Origin of the sequence: Flavobacterium sp. Root186 (genome assembly GCF_001428525.1) — a bacterium.
Classification (GTDB): domain Bacteria; phylum Bacteroidota; class Bacteroidia; order Flavobacteriales; family Flavobacteriaceae; genus Flavobacterium.
On sequence record NZ_LMHW01000010.1, the window covers coordinates 371,127 to 391,225 of the forward strand.

A 20,099-nucleotide genomic window follows, 5' to 3' on the forward strand; every position below is an offset into this window, starting at 1 on the left:
TAAAGCTTGGTATTTCTATTAAAGCCGAAATAAATCATCAAAAAAAATATCAAATTCTTAAAACATAAATTTGGATGTATTGAAAATATTTGTATGTTTGTAATGTTGTAGTATAGTATAGTATAAGTCAATTCGTTTTCTCATATTTTAATGCTCAATAAAAAGAATAAAACTAACTCACTAATTTATTAACTAAAAAACCAAATTATTATGAGAATTGCAATAAGATACTTATGCTTCTTAGTAGTTATGATGTGTGCCGGTACACTTTACTCCCAAACCATAACCGGTAAAGTTACAGACAATGAAAATTTACCATTGCCAGGTGCCACAATTCTGGTAAAAGGTACACCGAATTCTACAGTAACAGACATAGATGGCAGTTATAAATTGTCAAACGTAAAATCCGGCTCAACTTTAGAGTTCAAGTTTATAGGGTTTAATCCGCAGACGGTTATTGCCAATAAATCTGAAATTAATGTCTCTCTAACTCCAAGTCCACAGGAATTAAATGAGATTGTAGTAGTAGGAGCCTCAGTAAAAAGAGGAGATCTTACCGGAGCAGTTGGAAACGTAAAAGGAGAAAAATTGCTGGAAACACCTACGGCAAACGCAGTGCAGGCATTGCAAGGTCGTGCAGCGGGTGTTTATGTACAGCAAAATACAACTCCAGGTTCAAGCGGTAGTATTAAAATTAGAGGAAACAACTCAATCCAATTTGGTACAAATCCAATATTTGTTGTAGACGGCCTTATTATTGACGGCGGTTTTGAATCGATAAATCCAAATGATATTGCGAATATTGATATCTTAAAAGATGCATCTTCTACAGCCATTTATGGTGCCAGAGGAGCAAATGGAGTTGTGGTGATTACTACTAAAAAAGGATCAAAAGGAGAAGGGAAAATAAACTTTGATACCTGGGTTGGAATGTCTGAGTTTAGCAAAACGCTTCCGTTAATGAACGGGCAGCAATTGTTTGACCTTAGAGTTGATGCGTTTGCAAATCAATATATGGATCAAAATCCAAATGCTGATCGCGCTGCTTACGTTAACCAGATTAAATCAGACGGATCTACAGTATTTGCCCCATACGAATTAGAATCTTACAGAACAGGAAAGAGTTACAACTGGTTAGATGAAGTAGCAAGAACAGGAATGCAGACTAATTACAATCTTTCTTTTTCAGGGGGAGGAGACAAAGGTTCTTATTTTGTGAGCTTCAACTACGCAGATCAGGATGGGCTTTTAGAAAAGTCTTCTTTCAAAAGATATAACGGAAAAATCAATTTGACGCAGGACGTAAAAAAATGGCTTCAAATAGGTACAAGTACTACTTTTTCACGCAGCGAGGCAAGTTATATCGAAGGAAGTGCTTTCGGAAATGCATTAGGCGCTAATCCACTATTGCCTATTGATCCAGATGCTACTTATTTGAAATACGGAGACGTATTGAACGCAGATGCTTACAATCCAATTAAAAGTTTAACGATTGATAATGTAAGTTCTAAAAACCGTTTAATGTCAAGTAATTATGTAAACATTAAACCTGCAGACGGATTAAACTTAAGAACTACTTTTTCTGTAGATATTACTGATCAGGCTAACTTTTCGTATCAGCCAATGGATACGGGACAATCTATCAGAAATTCTGCAAACGGAGATGCTAATCATTACAGATACAGCGAATTGAACTACCAATGGGATAATACTATCACATACAATAAGTCAATAGGAAAACACGATTTTAGTGCACTTGGAGCTTTTTCTATGCAGAAAAATTCAAACAATTACACGCAAGTTGATGCAAGAGGTTTTTCATCAGATGATTTTACTTATATGTACTTAAATGGTGCTTCTCAAAAGCAAGATTTTTCATTAGGTTCAGATTTTGTGACTACGACATTACTGTCTTACACAGGAAGATTAAATTATTCGTATGATAAAAAATACTTCGCAACAGTTACAACACGTTTAGATGGTTCTTCTCGTTTTGGACCTAATAATAAATGGGGAACTTTTCCATCTGTAGCTTTAGGCTGGGATATTGCCAAAGAATTTTTACAATCTGTAGAAAGTATTAAATTATTAAAACTTCGAGGAAGTTATGGTATTGCAGGTAATCAAAACATACCAAACTACGCTTATGTAAGTAAATATAGACCAGTTTATACGAATGGAAGTGTCGTTTATAAACCAAGTGATTATTTAGGAAATCCTGACTTACAATGGGAAAGACAAAAACAATTTGATTTTGGGTTAGACTTTGCAACTTCAGATAACAGATTTTCTATGACTCTGGATTATTTTGATATTAAAAATGACAACTTGTTAATGATAAAAAGCGTAACTAGTTTAAGTGGGTTTACTACTGGAATAGACAACGTAGGAACGATGGTAAACAAAGGAGTTGAATTTAGTGCAAACTATAAAATTTTAAAAAATAATAACCTTAACTGGGATATTTCAGGAAACATTTCTTCAGCCAAAAATAAAATTACGAAGTTATATGGAGAAACTACGGCGATCTACAATACAGGAGGTTACACGGGAGTTGAAATTCAAAGAACAGGAAATTTATTCGTAGGCAAATCTGTCAATTCTATTTATGTATTTGAGTTTGATAAAATTGCTCAAGCATCGGATATGACGGAAATAAGCAAAATCAATTTTGGAGGAAGAACAGTTAAACCAGGAGATATTGTTCCTGTAGATAGAAATAAAGATGGAAAAATTGATGATAACGACCGTTATGTGGTTGGAAACACAGATCCAGATTTTTATGGAGGATTTGCAACTGATTTCAGCTACAAAGGTTTTGGATTGAATGCTGTTTTTGCTTATTCTATTGGAGGAAGAAGAATTAGCTCTGCTTATGAAAGTTTTATGAGTTCTGGCGGAATGAGCGCCGCTCATACTGATTTATTAGATCGTTGGACACCAGAGCATACTGATACAGATGTGCCAAGAGCTTACTATGGCGGTGGAAGATTTAACAGTTATGAGACATCATTGGCCATTCAAAATTCTTCGTTCTTACGTTTAAATGCATTGACGTTGTCATACAACTTTCCTAATTCAATTTTGGAGAAAGCATATCTTCAAAATCTAAGACTTTATGTTACTGGATCTAATTTATTTACGATCACAAAATACAAAGGTTACGATCCAGAAGGAGGAGATAGTTATCCTAATTCAAGAATGTTTGTTTTAGGTTTAAATGTTTCACTTTAAAAATAATTTTCGACAATAATTAAAAATATAATTATGAAAGTAAAAATTTTAACAGCAATGGCATCCTTAATGCTTTTTGCTTCCTGTTCAGATTTCTTAGATCAGGACCCAAATACTGCTCTTACTGAAGAACAGACTTATTCAAAAATGGATAATATTGAACCTCTTGTTTTGGGAATGTATTCTTCATGGAGAAATGTACAAAAAGACAGAGGAGGACTAATGTTTCAATTAGGAACAGATGAAACACAGCAAGGGGCATTTCAGGTAATGACAACTCCTGGACAAGCTGGATTAGATTACTATAACGGTTTTCTTTCTCAGGAAAATACAGCTTTGGCTGAGCAATGGGACTCACGCTGGTTAGTTTTACAAAGTGCTGGTCAGGCAATATATGCATTGAACAACAATACAGAAGCTGATACAGCCCGTAGAAGTATATTATTGGGAGAAGCTAGTTTTATAAGAGCTAGTTTAATGTTTGAGCTTTCGCAATACTGGGGAGAAATTCCAATTTTGGATCAGGCACGTACTCAGGAATTAGGATATGGAAGACAGCCATTGCCAGATGTATATACATACATTATCAATGATCTTAAAGTAGCCGAAGCAAATTTGCCAGTTACACAGTCAAATAAAGCTTTGCCTGTAAAATATCTTGCTCAGGCATTATTGGGTAAAGTATTTTTATATGCTCCTGTAGGCTCTGGCGCACGTGACTACACTCAGGCAAAAGAATGGCTTGGAAAAGTTATCGCTTCAGGAAAATACAGCTTATTAGCAAATTATGCAGATGTTTTTAGCCCGGATCATGCTAACTCTACAGAGTCACTTTATGAATTTCAGTTCAACAACACTTGGCCTGATAACAATCAAATTCAGTGGCAGACGGGTTCTAGAGCAATAGCAAACTTAGATCAATACGCTTATTTTGGAGGATATGATTTATTAGTCCCTACACAATATTGCTACAAAGACAAATCAGCAGGCGGTATCTGGGAACCAGGCGATAAACGTAAAGACGCAAGTATTCGTTATGATTTTACTTATAGAGGTATTACACCAACAATTCCTGCAGGTTTTGGAGGAGACGAATTAGATCCGCATGTAAAAAAATACGAAGATGTTCGTGTAGACGGAAGACAATCATTTTGGAATTCAGGAAAAAACAAACCATACATTCGTTATGCTGATGTATTGTTGTGCTACGCAGAATGTTTAAATGAGCTGGGAAGTACTACTGATGCTGAAGGATATGTAAATCAAGTTCGTACTCGTGCTTTTGGAGGAACACTTCCGGCGGGAATGAATTGGACTGGACTTTCTCAGGCAGATTTCAGAGACCGAATTTTAGATGAGCGTATGCGCGAATTAGCATTCGAAGGCTGGAGAAGAATGGATCTTATCCGTACAGGAAAATTGGTGCAGAATGTAAAAGCTCGTAATAAATGGGCAGCTGAAAGCGGAACAATAGCCGAATTTCACAACAGGTATCCAATTTCTCTAAAAGAAATTCAGCTTAATGATGATATAAACCCGGAAGATCAAAATCCTGGTTATTAATATCATTTAGAAAAGTTTTTAAAATAGTTTTTATCGTTTGGTTATGTGATTTTTTGGTTAATAATCACAGTTTTGATTTGTAATGCCATTTTGGGTATAGGTAATAAACAGTCCTGAGAATTCTGTTAGAAAAACTTATTCCAAAATGGCATTCTTATTTTTAGTTACAATTTTTCATCATTCAAATAACAATATGAAATTCAATACAATTCAAGTTTATATCTCTTTATTTGTTTTAAATGCCATATCACTAAGTTTTTATGCTCAGAATAAAGTAAGCCTAAATTCTTCAGACATTGTCTGGAAAGTAAAACCGCAGGCAGAATTAGGAAAAGACAGCCTTAAAATATCTAGTGCAGATTACTCAGATACAGATTGGGCAAAAGCAGTAGTTCCAGGTACGGTTTTTAATTCCTATGTAGTAAGCGGTTTGGAAAAAGATCCCAACTTTGGCGACAATATTTATCAGGTTGATAAATTAAAATACGACCGCAGTTTTTGGTATCGTTCAGAATTTAGCATTCCCGAAAATTTCACCAAAGAAATAATCTGGCTAAACTTTGAAGGAATCAATCGTGAAGGAGATATTTATCTCAACGGAAAAAAATTAGCCACCCTTAGCGGAATGATGCAGCGTGGTAAATTTGATATTACAAAATTGATTCATCGCAAAGCCAAAAATGTATTGACGATTTTGGTAAGCATTCCAAAACAGCCTTTAAACAATTATGGAAGCCCAACTTATATTTCAAGTGCGGGCTGGGACTGGATGCCTTATGTGCCGGGATTAAACTCAGGAATTACAGATGATGTATTTTTAAGCAATACAGATAAAGTAACAATTGCTGACCCTTGGGTTCATGCCAATCTGCCAACTAACTCCCGTGCAGATTTGGATATAAAAGTAGACCTTAAAAATTCATCTGCACAAAATCAGGAAGGAGTTCTTACAGGTGTAATTATGCCTGGAAATATTACTTTTTCAAAAAAAATCAGTCTTGATGCAGATGCAGTTACAAGTGTAAAATTGAGCAAAGAACAATTTCCTGAGCTTTCTATTCAAAACCCTAAATTATGGTGGCCAAATGGTTACGGGAATCCTAATTTATATACCTGCCAGTTTACTTTCAAAATAGGAAATGAAGTTTCGGATACTCAAAAAATAACTTTCGGAATTAAAAAATATACCTACGATACAGAAGGCGGTGTTTTACATATCTCGATTAACGGAAAACGTGTTTTTCTTAAAGGAGGAAACTGGGGAATGAGCGAATATATGCTTCGCTGCAGAGGCGAAGAATACGATTTGAAAGTCAAACTTCATAGAGAAATGAATTACAATATTATTCGTAACTGGTTAGGTTCGACAACAGATGATGAATTTTACCAGGCTTGCGATAAATATGGTATTATGGTTTGGGATGATTTTTGGTTAAATGCAAATCCGAACCTTCCTTTAGATATTCATGTTTTCAACAGCAATGTAATTGAGAAAATCAAACGCGTTAGAAATCATGCCAGTATTGCAATCTGGTGTGGCAATAATGAAGGTTTACCTCAGCCTCCGCTCAATGGATGGATTGCCGAAAACATCAAAACATTTGACAATAACGACCGTTATTATCAGCCTTGTTCAAATACAGGAAATCTAAGCGGCAGCGGACTTTGGGGCAATAAAGATCCAAGGTTTTATTTTACAAAATATCCTGAACCTTATGTGGGAACAGGAGACGGCCCAAGCTGGGGTTTAAGATCTGAAATTGGTACAGCCGTTTTTCCTAATATTGAAAGTTTCAAAAAATTTATTCCGGAAAAAGACTGGTGGCCGAGAAACGATATGTGGGACAAACATTTCTTCGGACAAAAAGCTTTTAATGCTTCTCCGGACAATTATGATAAAAGCATAACAGAACGTTACGGCAAACCAAATAATCTGGAAGAATATACCAGAAAAGCCCAATTGTTAAATATCGAAACCAATAAAGCGATGTATGAAGGCTGGTTAGACCATATGTGGGAAGACGCTTCGGGAATAATGATTTGGATGAGTCAGTCCTCTTATCCAAGTATGGTTTGGCAGACTTACGATTATTACTATGATTTAACAGGAGCTTATTGGGGCGTAAAATCGGCATGTGAACCTATGCATATTCAGTGGAGTCCTGTAAATAATTCGGTTAAAGTAATTAATACTACCGGAACTGATTTCAAGAATTTGAATGCCGAAGCAACGGTTTATAATTTAGATGGAAAATCAGTAGCGAAGTTCAGTCAAAATGCCGTTGTAGATTCTTATTCTAACACAGCAACAGAAAGTTTCGTAATTCCGTTTTATTCCAATCAAAAAGATTTAGCTTTTCAAAAAAATGTTACCGCATCCTCTACAGACGGAGGAAATACTAAAGATATTACAGACGGCGATTCAAATACCCGCTGGGCTAGTAATTCGACAGATAATGAGTGGATTTACATAGATCTTGAAAAGGAATATATCATTAATCGTGTCGTTTTAAACTGGGAAAATGCATACGGCAAAGAATATAAAATCCAAATAAGTTCTGACGCTCAAAACTGGGCAGATGCGAGTAGTATTAAAGATGGAAAACAAGGACTTCAGAATATTTCGTTTGATGAAACCAAAGGCCGTTATGTACGAATGCTGGGAATAAAACGCGGTTCCGGCTGGGGATATTCCTTGTACGATTTTAAAGTTTTTGGAGCAGAGACTAATAGCGATATTTCCAGTTTAAGTCCGGTGCATTTCATCCGATTAAAATTAAAAGATGCCCAGAATAAAGTAATCAGTGAGAATTTTTATTGGAGGGGTTCTAATATGAAAGATTTCACAGATTTGAATAAATTACCAAAAGCAAATGTAAATGTTTCCAGTAAAGTGGTAAAACAAAACGGGAAATATGTTATTAAATCTAAAGTTTCAAGCCCTTCAGGAATTGCATTCGGAATCCAGATACAAGCACTAAATGATAAATCGGGAACTCAAATATTACCAGCAATCGTAAGTGACAGCTACTTTACTTTGCTAAAAGGTGAAAGCAAAGAAGTTACTATAGAATTTGATGAATCGGCTTTAAAAAATGGAGAAAAACCGGTTATAAAAGCAATTCCTTATAATAAATAAAAAGTGTTTTCAACGCAAACCTGACAGGTTTAATACAAACGAACTAAAACACAAAAAAATATGAAGTTATCACAGACAAAAAACCATTCTAATCCTTTTAATCTGTGGAAAAAAACAAACAACATGAATATCAAAAAATACAAAGCATTGCTATTTATACTCATACCGATTTTAGGTTATTCGCAAAGTAATCCGTTAGAGTTGTGGTATATAAAACCCGCATCTCAATGGGAAGAAACATTACCCTTAGGAAACGGACGTTTAGGAATTATGCCTGACGGTGGTATTACAACCGAAAAATTGGTTTTAAATGATATTACCCTTTGGAGCGGATCGCCACAAGATGCCAACAATTACAAAGCGTTTTCTTTTCTGCCTCAGATAAGAGAATTGCTTTTGGCAGATAAAAATAGTGAAGCCGAGAAATTGATCAATGAAAATTTTGTGTGTAAAGGACCGGGATCAGGAAGCGGAGACGGCGCAAATGTACAATTTGGATGTTACCAGGTTTTAGGGAATATGACCCTTAAATTTGATTACAAAACCAATTCGCAAGTCACAAATTACAGCCGAAATCTGAATATACAAACTGCGATTGCATCCACACAATTTACCATTGACGGAGTTACATACAAGCGTGAATATTTTGCAGGTTTTGGAGATGATGCCCTTTTTGTAAAACTGACTTCAAGTAAAAAAGGAAAACTCAATTTTACAATACAGTTAGACCGGCCGGAACATTTTAAAACTGTAAATGAAAATGACAATTCTCTTGTTATGGCGGGGCAGCTGAACAATGGAATTGACGGAAAAGGGATGAAATATAAAGCCAAAGTAAAAGCTAAAACAACAGACGGAAGTGCTTTATATACCAATAATACAATTGAAATAAAAAACGCAACAGAAGTTGTGCTATATATTGGTGCCGGAACAGATTTTAAAGATAAAAGTTTTGAATCTTCTATTGATAAAATTTTAGATGCAGCGATGCAGAAAAAGTATCAGGATCAGAAGAAAATCCACATTCAAAACTATCAGAAATTGTTCAATCGTGTGGCTTTAAATTTTGGAAAATCGGATAAAAAAGTACTGCCTGCAAATGAGCGTTTAGATGCTTTTTTAAAAGAACCTGATTCAGATACCGAACTTCCGGTTTTGTTTTACCAATACGGACGTTATTTAAGCATCAGCAGCACAAGAGTTGGATTATTGCCTCCAAATTTGCAAGGATTATGGGCGCATCAGGTGCAGACTCCATGGAATGGAGATTATCATCTTGATGTAAATGTTCAGATGAATCATTGGGCACTGGAAACGGGGAATCTCTCAGAATTAAATCTCCCATTAAAAGATTTGGTGAAACAAATGGTTCCTTACGGAGAAAAAACAGCCAAAGCCTACTACAATGCCGATGGCTGGGTAGCGCACGTAATTACCAATGTCTGGGGATTTACAGAACCAGGCGAAAGCGCTTCATGGGGAATTGCAAAAGCAGGTTCAGGCTGGTTATGCAACAATTTATGGAACCATTATTTGTATACAAACGACAAGGCTTATTTAGCAGAAATTTACCCCATTATAAAAGGAGCGGCTCAGTTTTATAATAGCATGCTGGTAAAAGATCCGGTAACGGGCTGGCTGGTAACTTCGCCGTCAGTTTCTCCCGAAAATTCATTTTTCTTGCCAAATGGGCAAGATGCTCATGTTTGTATGGGACCTACAATTGACAATCAAATTGTTCGTGAATTATTTAATGACGTAATTACAGCATCTCAAAAACTGGGAATCGATACGGATTTGAGCACTGAACTAGAGAAAAGATTGAAATTATTACCTCCGCCGGGAGTTATTAGTCCAGACGGAAGAATTCAGGAATGGCTAAAACCTTATAAAGAACCAGACGCGCAGCATCGCCACATTTCTCATTTATACGGATTATATCCTGCTTCTTTAATAACTCCTGAAAGCACACAGGAACTTGCCGAAGCGGCGAAGAAAACGCTTGAAGTCAGGGGAGATGATGGACCAAGCTGGTCAATTGCTTATAAAATGCTGTTTTGGTCTCGTTTGAAAGAAGGAAACAGAGCTTATAAATTATTAAAAACAATTTTGAGACCAACTCTTGCTACCAATATCAATTATGGAGCAGGTGGGGGAGTTTATCCTAATTTACTTTCTGCCGGGCCGCCGTTTCAGATTGATGGAAATTTTGGAGCTGCAGCAGGAATTGGAGAAATGTTGATTCAAAGTCATGCAGGGTTTATTGAATTATTACCTGCTATGCCAGATGTTTGGTTAAAGGCAGGTGAGGTAAAAGGGCTTAAAGCCGAAGGAAATTTTACCATAAATATGAAATGGGAAAAAGGAAAAATCACCAAATATGAAATACTATCTCCTGTAGCAACAAAAGTAAAAGTGAAAGTAAACGGGGAATTGAAAGAGATTACATCTTCCAAATTATAGAGCGTGATTCCTGCAAGGTTTTTGAAACCTTGCAGGATTAAGCAATATCAATAAAAAATTTATTGCCTCCAGCTAAAGCTGGAGGTTAAAAAGAGTCTATTAAACAAAGGGCTTTAGCCAAAATCATAGCGTTTCGGCTAAAGCCCTATTTGAATCTAATTTCAACAACCTCCAGCTAAAGCAGGAGGCAATTAAAAAAGAAGAATCAAATCATTATGTCACTAATTTTTATCCTAAAAAATTATGAATTTCAATAAAATAATGATCTGCGTTGCATTTCTAAGTTCTATAATCCTGAGAGCGCAGACTACAGAAAAAATAACCGCACACGTTAATCCGTTTATTGGAACGGGAGCAGCACACGGATCACCACTTTCAGGAAATAATTATCCCGGAGCGACAGTTCCGTTTGGTATGGTGCAGCTTAGTCCCGACACTCGTAATACACCCGATTGGAGCGTTGCCTGCGGTTATAATTATAACGATGATACAATTGCAGGTTTCAGTCATACACATTTAAGCGGAACTGGAGTTGCAGAATTGTTTGATGTAATGCTAATGCCTTTTAGCGGTGCAATAGTGAAAGAAACAGAAGGACAAAATGCGTATCAGTCGAAATTTACACATGATAAAGAATCGGCAAAACCAGGTTATTACAGCGTAGAACTTTTGGATTATCAAATAAAAGCAGAATTAACAGCAACAACTCACGCTGGGTTTCATAAATACAGTTTTCCTAAAAATAAAGAAGCGCATATCATTATCGATTTAGATCATTCGATGAAAAAATCAGATTGGAATACACGAATTATAGCTTCACAATTGTCATTTCCCAATGATCATACCGTAGAAGGATATCGCATTATTACAGGCTGGGCGCCAATGCGAAAAGTATATTTTCATGCTGAATTTTCGCAGCCCATAATTCATAATCATATAAAAGATGGAAGCAATAGTTATGATAATGCGAAAATCGTTAACGGAAATGCAATCAGGGGAATATTAGATTTTGATACTTCAAAACAACAAGAAGTTTTGGTTAAAGTTGGAATCTCTGCGACAAGCATCGAAAATGCACGTTTAAATATACAAGCTGAAATTCCGTCTTGGGATTTTAATGCAACCGTAAACAATGCAGATGCTGTTTGGGAAAAAGAACTCGGCAAAATAAAAATTGACGGTACAGAAGAACAAAAACAGATTTTCTACACCGCTTTGTATCATACTTTTATTCAGCCGAATACTTTATCTGATGTCAGCGGCGATTATCCATCGGCAGATTTCACGGTTAGAAATTCATTTAAACCCTATTATTCGACATTTTCTTTGTGGGATACGTATCGTGGCGCACATCCTTTGTACACCATTTTGCAGTCGGAACGTTCTGCTGATTTTGTAAACAGTATGCTGGCGTATTACAAAGTTTTTGGCTATTTACCAATTTGGCAATTATGGGGTCAGGAAAATTATTGTATGATAGGAAATCATGCCATTCCGGTTGTGGTTGATGCCGTGCTTAAGAATTTATCAGGCATTAATGCAGACTTAGCATTTGAAGCTGTAAAGAATTCAGCAGCTCGCGAACATCCGGGGTCGCCTTTTGGGATCTGGGAAAAGTACGGTTACATTCCCGAAAATTTAAAATCACAGTCAGTTTCTTTGACTTTAGAAATGGCTTATGATGATTGGTGCGTGGCAGAATTGGCTAAAAAACTCGGAAAAACAGATGATTATAATCATTTTACAAAACGTTCTCTATTCTACAAAAACTTATACGATAAACAAATAGGTTTTTTTAGAGCCAAAGATGATAAAGGAAACTGGATCGAACCATTTGATCCGTTAAAATATGGTGCAAACGGAGGATACCCTTTTACCGAAGGCAATGGCTGGCAATACTTTTGGTACGTTCCTCAAGATGTAAAAGGGCTTATAAATTTGGTTGGAGGAGATAATGCTTTTGCCAAAAAACTAGACACTTTTTTTACTTTAGAAGATAAACCGGAAGAAGTAAACGATAATGCTTCTGGCTTCATTGGCCAATATGCGCACGGAAATGAACCAAGTCATCATATTGCTTATTTGTATAATTATGCAGGTCAGCCATGGAAAACGCAGCAATACGCAGCTGAAATTTTAAAGAAAATGTACAACACGACTTCATCTGGTTATTCTGGAAATGATGATTGCGGAGAACTTTCTGCCTGGTATATTTTTAGCGCAATGGGATTTTATCCTGTTAATCCTGCAAGCAGTACGTATGTTATTGGTTCTCCATTATTAAAAGAAGCTTCAATTCAGTTGAAAGACGGGAAGATTTTTAAAGTTGTGGCACAAAATGTTTCAGACAAAAACATTTATATCCAAAGTGCAAAGCTAAATGGTAAAACATATCCTAAGACCTTTATTCATCAATCAGAGATTGATAATGGCGGGGTTTTAGAATTTAGTATGGGACCAAAACCTAATAAAAAATGGGGAATTAAATTAGAGGATAGACCTGTTAATTAGATATTAGATATTGCCCACGGATTTTGCGGATTAAACGAATTACGGCGGATTTTAATTTTATTGTTTTGTTATTCCGAGGAACGAGGAATGGCACAAGTGAATCGACAATGATCGTTGACATTTCTTTGAGGAATTTCTAGTGCGATTCCTCGTTCCTCGGAATGACAAGATTGTGTAAAACCACAAGCCCCGACTGATTTTTAAAAACCTGTCGGGGCTAAACTTAAATGACCAATACTAACTTAAACAAAAACTGATTCTTCATTTTTCAATAAAGACAAATGTATCGTAACGCCTGAGTGGCTTTTTTCCTCATCAAGAACCGTGTTGAATGTTTCTTCTGCTTCTGCTTTTTTATCAAGACCAAGAAGTCCTAATCCCTTCATGTATAGACAATGAATTTTGTTTCGTTTATCCAAATCATCTTCCCAAATCATAAGATCGGGCAGCGATACGGCAAAATAATCGATCGTAATAGAATCGTTTACATGTTTTTGAGCGTAAGCGACTAGTTTTTCAAAACGTTTACCAGCCTCAGCTGTGTTATTTAATTTTAAGAAAGCTAAACCTTGATAGAAAATTTTATCCGGCTGCTGATCGTTATAGAAAATTGCGGCTGTAGGTTCTTCTAGTCCTTGAGTTGCTTTTTGCCACCAGTTTTGAGCTTCTTTCAGATCATTTTTCTTTTCGAAAGCAACGCCAAGCCAGTAATGAATATCATTTTCCTGTGCGCCTGGTAGTTTTCCTTCGCCTAAATTATCAGGATAAATTTGAGCCTGTTCCAAAAGTTCTATGGCTGCGTCATAATTTCCTTGTGAGATCTGCTGTTTTGCAATTTCAGTTAAAGAAATAAGATATTGTCCACTTACTTTTCCTTCGCCGCCTTCCCACGGATGGAAAATTCGGTTTTGTAATAGAGTAAGTGCTTTATCATGTTTGCCTAAAAGATTGTATATCGCAGCTCTTTCTAGATAAACATCATCTCTTTGAATTACCAATTCTAAGTGCTTTTCCAAGAAAGCAAGTCTGAAAACTAAATCCCTGTTCAAACGTTTATACAATTGGTCTAATTCCATTAAGATTCTGGAATCTTCTAAATCCAATGAAAAAGCTTTTTCTAAACTTGAAAGCGCTTTTTGTTCGTCGCCTAGTTTGTTGTAATAGGCCAATGATAAATTACGGTGTACGGTAGGGAAACTATTGTCTATAGCAACAGATTGTTCCCAGCAGGAAATAGCATCGTCATAAAACTTAGCAGCATACCAAAAGTTGCCTAAATAATACAAAGCCTTAGCATCATTGGTTTGTTTCTGAATTACATTTTGAAGTACCAACGCAGCTTCAACCTGATTTGGGAAACAATAATCCGGTTTTGCCTCAGAGGCCATTTTGAAACATTTTTCGGCTTGACCGAAATCATTTAATTTTTCATAAAAAGAACCTGCAAAATACCACGCCATTGGGTATGTGTTTTCGTCTTTCAAACCTTCATTTAATAATCCCGCAGCTTCTTCATAAAACCCTGCTGCAGCATAATCTAAAGCATATTCGATATACGTATGAATATTGTTTCGGATAAGCGAATTAAAATAGCTGAGGTCTTTTTTGTCATTGCTTAAAAGATATTTCTCATAAAGCAATCCAAAATTAAAACAGTCGTCTTGTAAATAGCGGTTTGTAAGTGCAAGGGCTTTTTCTTTTTGATTTAGTTTTCTAAGAAGCGCCACTTGTAAATGCAGTGCTTTATGATCTTCGGTATTTTTAGAAATTGATTTTTTAATATGCGTTAATGCCAAATCGTAATCGCCTTTTAGAGCGTCAAGCTGCGCGATATAAAAATAACCCTGATTTTGCCAGGCCGCATTCCATGTCGATTTGTAAAAAGCACTGTAAGCATCTTCATTCTTATTTTGATATTTAAGACATAATCCTAAATTAAAATAAGCTTCACCCTCGTATGGATTTGGATTTCGTTGTGTCAGTGTTTTTATTGCGGCTCTAAAATAAGGTTCAGCTTCTGCAAATTTTGCTCTGCGCATTAACCACAATCCCATTGCATTGTTAGAACGAATGTCGCCAGAATCACGCTTTATAGCTTCTTCATAATACGGAATCGGGCTGTAAGTAGCGTGTCTGTATTGTTCTAAATGCTGAGCCGTTAGAAATAATTGTTCATTATTCTCGATTTCTTCAGGTGCAAGGGCAGGTTTTGCAGCTTCGGGAATTTCATCTTCGTTTTGACCTTCGTAAATCCAATCAACTAAAACTTTATTTTCCGCATCTGTTACAGAAATAGATAAACCTTCTAAACCAAAATTAAAATCAATTGTTTCTTCAAACGAATTGTATGGCGAGGCATCATATTGTTTTTGAAATATAACAACATCATTATTTTTTAAAGTAATAGTAGTTTTAGGATAAACGCCAGTTGTGTAAGCCTTAATTACTAATTTGTTATCAATGCTCTCTAAATTAACCATCGCATTTTTAGTCGCATTTTTCACAATACCCAAATCACGATACGGCATAAAATACTGCGTAAAATCCTTTTGCTCTCCCGGCATAATCCAGGTAAAGTCCGGTTGGTTATCGGTATAAACACCGCACATTAATTCGATATACGGACCATCTTCATCCGTAAGGTTACGATCCCAGGCACGACCGAAATCACCGTGACCCCATGTCCATTGCTTCTTTCCCGGAGAAACATGATGATTAGCTACGTGAAGTAATCCGCCTTTAGAATCATTTTCATATCCGCCCACAAAATTGTACTTAGATGCAATCGCCATATAAGAGGTTGGAACCGGAATATTTTTGTAACGGGAAATATCAGTTCCCGGCGAATAATCGACTTTATAATAGGTTCCTTTTGCAATAGGGAAAGAAGAAACATCACGTTTACCATGATCAAAAACAGCATTTACATCTGGCGGAAAAACAGACTGATAATCATCATTTACCTTAACTGCCGGATTTGCCCACCATAAAAAAGTCTGCGGAAATGATGTACGGTTGTATAACTGCGCTTTGATTTCCAAATAAGCTTTATCAGGATATAATCGGAAACCTGCCATACCTTTGGTTCTAAACATACGTTCTACTTCGCTGCACCAAACCGTTGCACTGCCGTCTTCATGTTCTTCTATAGTAAAATCAACCGGATCAAAAGTAGTCGGCCTGTGATGCTGTGGCCAGTTGAACTCAATTCCGCCCGAAATCCACGGACCTGTAAGTCCAACCAATGCAGGTTTTACAACCTGATTGTAATAAACAAAATGACGATTTTTAGTTTTATCATAAGCCATATGAACTCGTCCGCCAAGCTCAGGCAAAATCATTATTTTAATAAATTCATTTTCAAGATAAACCGCCTGATATTCTTTGTTGGTTTTTTCATCTGCTATTTTTTCAATAACCGGATAAGGGTATACAGATCCGTTACTTCCCTGATACACTCTTTTCTCAATAAATACAGGATTTTTTTCAGGTTTGCCCACCTCATAAGTTGGCAGGATTATTTTTTCCTTCCAAACATTTACTTTTTGCATGATGTAATGAAATTTAGATTATTGAATATTCTTCGATTGACGATCAGAAACCATTAGTTCCTCAATCTCTTCAAGACTTTTGTTTTTTGTTTCAGGAAGTTTTCTGAAAACAAATACAAATCCTAAGGCACAGATAATACCATACACCCAGAAAGTTCCTGATGTGCCCAGGTATTCGTTAAAAATTGGAAATGTTTGTACCAATAGTGCAGAAGCAATCCAGAGTGCAAATGTGGCTATAGACATCGCAACACCTCTGATTCGGTTAGGGAAAATTTCAGATAAAATAACCCATGTAATAGGAGCAAGTGACATTGCGTATATTGCAATAGCTAATAATACCAGCAATAATAAAGGGAAACCGGTAACATTGGTATAATAAAAATAACCCAGTAAAGCATAAATTACGGCCAATGCGCCAGAACCAAAAAGCATTAATTTTTTGCGTCCAATTTTATCTACAGTTCCCATAGCAACCAAAGTAAAAACCAGATTGATACTTCCGGTAATCACGATATTCATAAATAAATCGTTGATGCTGTAACCCGCCGAAACAAAGATTTCCTGAGCGTAATTGAAGATGATATTAATACCGCACCATTGCTGAAAAGCCGCCAGAACAATACCAATTGTCAATATAGGTAAAGCCTTTTTGTCCAACAGCATTTTGAAATCTGTTTTCTCCGTTTCATCAGTGAAAGTTTCTTTGATTTTTACAGTAGCTTCTTTGGCGTAGGCCAAACCTCCAATTTTAGTAAGTGTATTTTCTGCCGAATCGTAATTTCCTTTTTTAGCCAGATATCTAGGGCTTTCGGGAATTAAAAACATTAAAAGAAAGAATAAAACTGCCGGAAAAAAACCTGCCCAAAACATCCATCTCCAACCCGTTTGTCCGTTCCATGAAGCCAGAATTTGAGCATGCGTATAACCTGCGGGAATAACCTCTGTAATCAACATATTTGTGATTTGTGCGGCCAGAATTCCTATAACTACAGTAAGCTGGTTAATCGAAACAAAAAGTCCGCGGGTCTCCTGAGGTGCGATTTCTGCGATATATAAAGGTGATATTGTAGAGGCAATCCCAATTCCGATACCTCCAATAATACGCCAGATAATAAATATGGTAAAAGTTTCTGAAGCTCCGGTTCCAATTGCACATAAGGAGAATAATACGGCGGCAACGATTAACATAGGACGTCTTCCGTAGGTATCTGCCAGTTTTCCGGCAACTGCGGCACCTGCAACACAGCCAACAAGGGCACTGCTCATTGCCCAGCCTTGTAAGGCCGGTGAATCTGAAATGCCAAAATAAATTTCGTAAAATGGTTTTGCACCACCTATTACAACCCAGTCGTAGCCAAAGAGTAAACCACCCAATGCTGCAACAAGGCTAATCGATAGTAAAAAGGTATAATTATAGTTTTTCATAAAAAGGGTTTAATAGCTTTTGTAAAATTAGCGGAATAGAAACCTTTGATTTATGGATATTTTTTTTGAATAGATGGATTATAATCTGATTTTTTGATGCGGTGCATTAAAATACGAAAACCATTGCGTTACTGTTTGTATTCTGTACGGTATTGTATAGGCGAAGTGCTCATTATTTTTTTAAACAAACGGGAGAAATAAAGCGGATCATTGAAGCCGAGATTAAAACTGATTTCCTTTATACTCATAGTAGTGAAACTAAGATACTGACAGGCTTTCTGCATTTTTAAATAGTTGAAATAATGTATGGGAGAATACCCGGTCTGTTTCTTAAATAAGGTAAAAAAATGAGAGGACGAATAATTAAAATAAGCAGCCACATCATTGATTTTTAACGAAAGATCCAGATGTTTTTTCATGTAGTCAATCGCTGATTCAATAGTATTATCCTCTGAAAATTTTCGGTTCTTTTGAATGAAAAATTTCTCATATAAAAAAGCATTCAGCAATTGCCATAATGAAAGATTGGCAAATTCAAGATTACTCGCACTGTAACCGTCTTCCATAACATCGAGTATGTTTTCGAAAAGTTCGATGCGTCTTTCTTCAAGCGATAATTGGGGCGCAGTGTCAGGAAATTCAGTTATGAATTTCTCATAAAAATGAGGTGCCTGAGGTCCGGTAAAATGAATCCAGAAAATACTCCACGGGTTTTGTTTTAAAGCATAATAATCATGCGCAACTTCTGGAGGGATAATATAAAAGGTGTTGGCTTTGAGTGTTATGGTTTTGTTTTCTTTACTAATAATGCCTTCTCCTTTATAACAATAAATCAGGATATACTGCTTACTCCCGTGTTTTCGTTTCATCGAATGATGACTTGCATTAGGAAAAACGCCAATGTCAGTAAAATACAAACTCGCAATAAGAGGATTCTTTTTGATGTTTGAAAGGATGTTTTTAGGGATCACAATCATGCGCTGCCCTAAGAAACCTTCTTTGACTTTTGTTTTTTCTTTTTGAGATGAATTTTTCATTTTTCGGATTGTCTTTTCCAAATATCGTAATTTAATCCATGCTTTTAAAAAAAATGTCCATTTTGAGACGAATAATCAAAAGTACATTTGAAACACTATTATAACCTTGATGTTTTCAATCCTTTTTTAAAACAATATGAACCCTTTAAATACAATTGTATATGAGCCTTTTGGCTGGTATTCTGAAAAAGAAATTTTTAAATTTACACTTACAAACGTTCACGGGAATTATGTTGAACTGCTTAATTATGGAGCCATAGTAAAATCCATAGTAGTTCCGGACAAGAACGAAAAAAAAGAAAATGTAGTTTTAGGATTTCCAACTTTAGAGGGTTACATAAAAGATACGTCTTATATAGGAGCAACTGTTGGGCGTTTTGCCAACCGAATCAATAATGCCGAATTTTCTATTGAAAATAAAACCTATTATTTAGATAAAAATGATGGCGAGAACAATAATCACAGCGGTTCAGCCGGATTTAACAGCAAGGTTTTTGATTTTAGCATAAATGAGGATGCTGTAATTTTTACTTTGAAAAATGAAAGCGGAGATGGCGGTTTTCCCGGAAATTTAAAAACCAAAGTCATTTATAAATGGACAGATAAAAACGAACTGAAAATTGAATTTTTGGCTGTGTCCGATGAATCAACTCCAATAAACTTTACGAATCATTCTTATTTTAATTTATCGGCTTGTACAGAAAAAATACAAAATCATTATCTGAATATTCAGGCCGACAAAATAGTAGAAAGTATGGAAGATTATATTCCGACAGGAAGAATTTTACCCGCAGAAAACTGTTCTTTTTACCATTACAAATTAGGAGATGTTATGAAAGACGGCGGACTGAATACGTATTATATTTTTAATAGAAATAATGTCGATGAAAATTCGGTTTGTGAATTATTCGAAGAAATATCTGGAAGAATAATGCGTGTATATACCTCATATCCGGGCGTACAATTGTATACGGGAGATTATTTAAACAGTGCCGAAATTGGGGAACATTCTAAATTTTATGAACCTTTTGACGGACTTTGTTTAGAATGCCAGTATTATCCGGACAGCCCCAACCACGCACATTTTCCAAATACAATATTCAAGGCAGAGCAGGTTTATAATGAAACTATTACCTATGCTTTTGATATAGCAGCTAACAAAATTTAACTATC

General features: G+C 36.0%; 9 protein-coding genes. 6 read left to right on the forward strand and 3 right to left on the reverse strand.

Annotated features, from left to right (window positions below):
* Positions 1-210 precede the first annotated feature (210 nt).
* The 5 genes from ASD98_RS05330 (at position 211) to ASD98_RS05350 (ending at position 12,910) form a co-directional block, all read left to right on the forward strand.
* Complete coding sequence (locus tag ASD98_RS05330; protein ID WP_056201176.1) at positions 211-3,234, forward strand: TonB-dependent receptor; 3,024 nt, start codon at positions 211-213, stop codon at positions 3,232-3,234.
* A 33-nt stretch (positions 3,235-3,267) separates the two neighbouring features.
* On the forward strand, positions 3,268-4,797 hold the full coding sequence (locus ASD98_RS05335) for a RagB/SusD family nutrient uptake outer membrane protein (RefSeq protein ID WP_082577795.1): 1,530 nt from the start codon (positions 3,268-3,270) through the stop codon (positions 4,795-4,797).
* 145 nt (positions 4,798-4,942) lie between these two features.
* Entirely contained in the window at positions 4,943-7,936 is a 2,994-nt protein-coding gene (locus tag ASD98_RS05340; RefSeq protein ID WP_242412076.1) for a discoidin domain-containing protein, read from the forward strand.
* 60 nt (positions 7,937-7,996) lie between these two features.
* Positions 7,997-10,399 (forward strand): glycoside hydrolase N-terminal domain-containing protein, encoded by a 2,403-nt coding sequence (locus ASD98_RS05345; protein ID WP_242412077.1) that lies wholly within the window; start codon positions 7,997-7,999, stop codon positions 10,397-10,399.
* Positions 10,400-10,642: 243 nt separating this feature from the next.
* Positions 10,643-12,910: a GH92 family glycosyl hydrolase gene (locus tag ASD98_RS05350; protein ID WP_056201181.1), complete on the forward strand. Its 2,268-nt coding sequence runs from the start codon at positions 10,643-10,645 to the stop codon at positions 12,908-12,910.
* A gap of 242 nt (positions 12,911-13,152) precedes the next feature.
* On the opposite strand, the gene ASD98_RS05355 is transcribed toward ASD98_RS05350, so the two are convergent.
* From ASD98_RS05355 to ASD98_RS05365, 3 genes are all read right to left on the reverse strand, one after another.
* Positions 13,153-16,461, reverse strand: a complete 3,309-nt coding sequence (locus ASD98_RS05355; RefSeq protein WP_056201184.1) for a DUF5107 domain-containing protein — start codon at positions 16,459-16,461, stop codon at positions 13,153-13,155.
* Between the two features lie 18 nt (positions 16,462-16,479).
* On the reverse strand, positions 16,480-17,889 hold the full coding sequence (locus ASD98_RS05360) for a sugar porter family MFS transporter (protein ID WP_056201186.1): 1,410 nt from the start codon (positions 17,887-17,889) through the stop codon (positions 16,480-16,482).
* Positions 17,890-18,017: 128 nt separating this feature from the next.
* A complete protein-coding gene (locus tag ASD98_RS05365) occupies positions 18,018-18,926 on the reverse strand; it encodes an AraC family transcriptional regulator (protein ID WP_056201187.1) in 909 nt (302 codons plus the stop codon).
* Between the two features lie 136 nt (positions 18,927-19,062).
* Between ASD98_RS05365 and ASD98_RS05370 the strand changes: the two genes are divergently transcribed.
* Positions 19,063-20,094 carry an aldose epimerase family protein gene (locus tag ASD98_RS05370; protein WP_056201189.1) on the forward strand — a complete coding sequence of 344 codons (1,032 nt, stop codon included), beginning with the start codon at positions 19,063-19,065 and terminating at the stop codon, positions 20,092-20,094.
* The last annotated feature ends 5 nt before the right edge of the window (positions 20,095-20,099 follow it).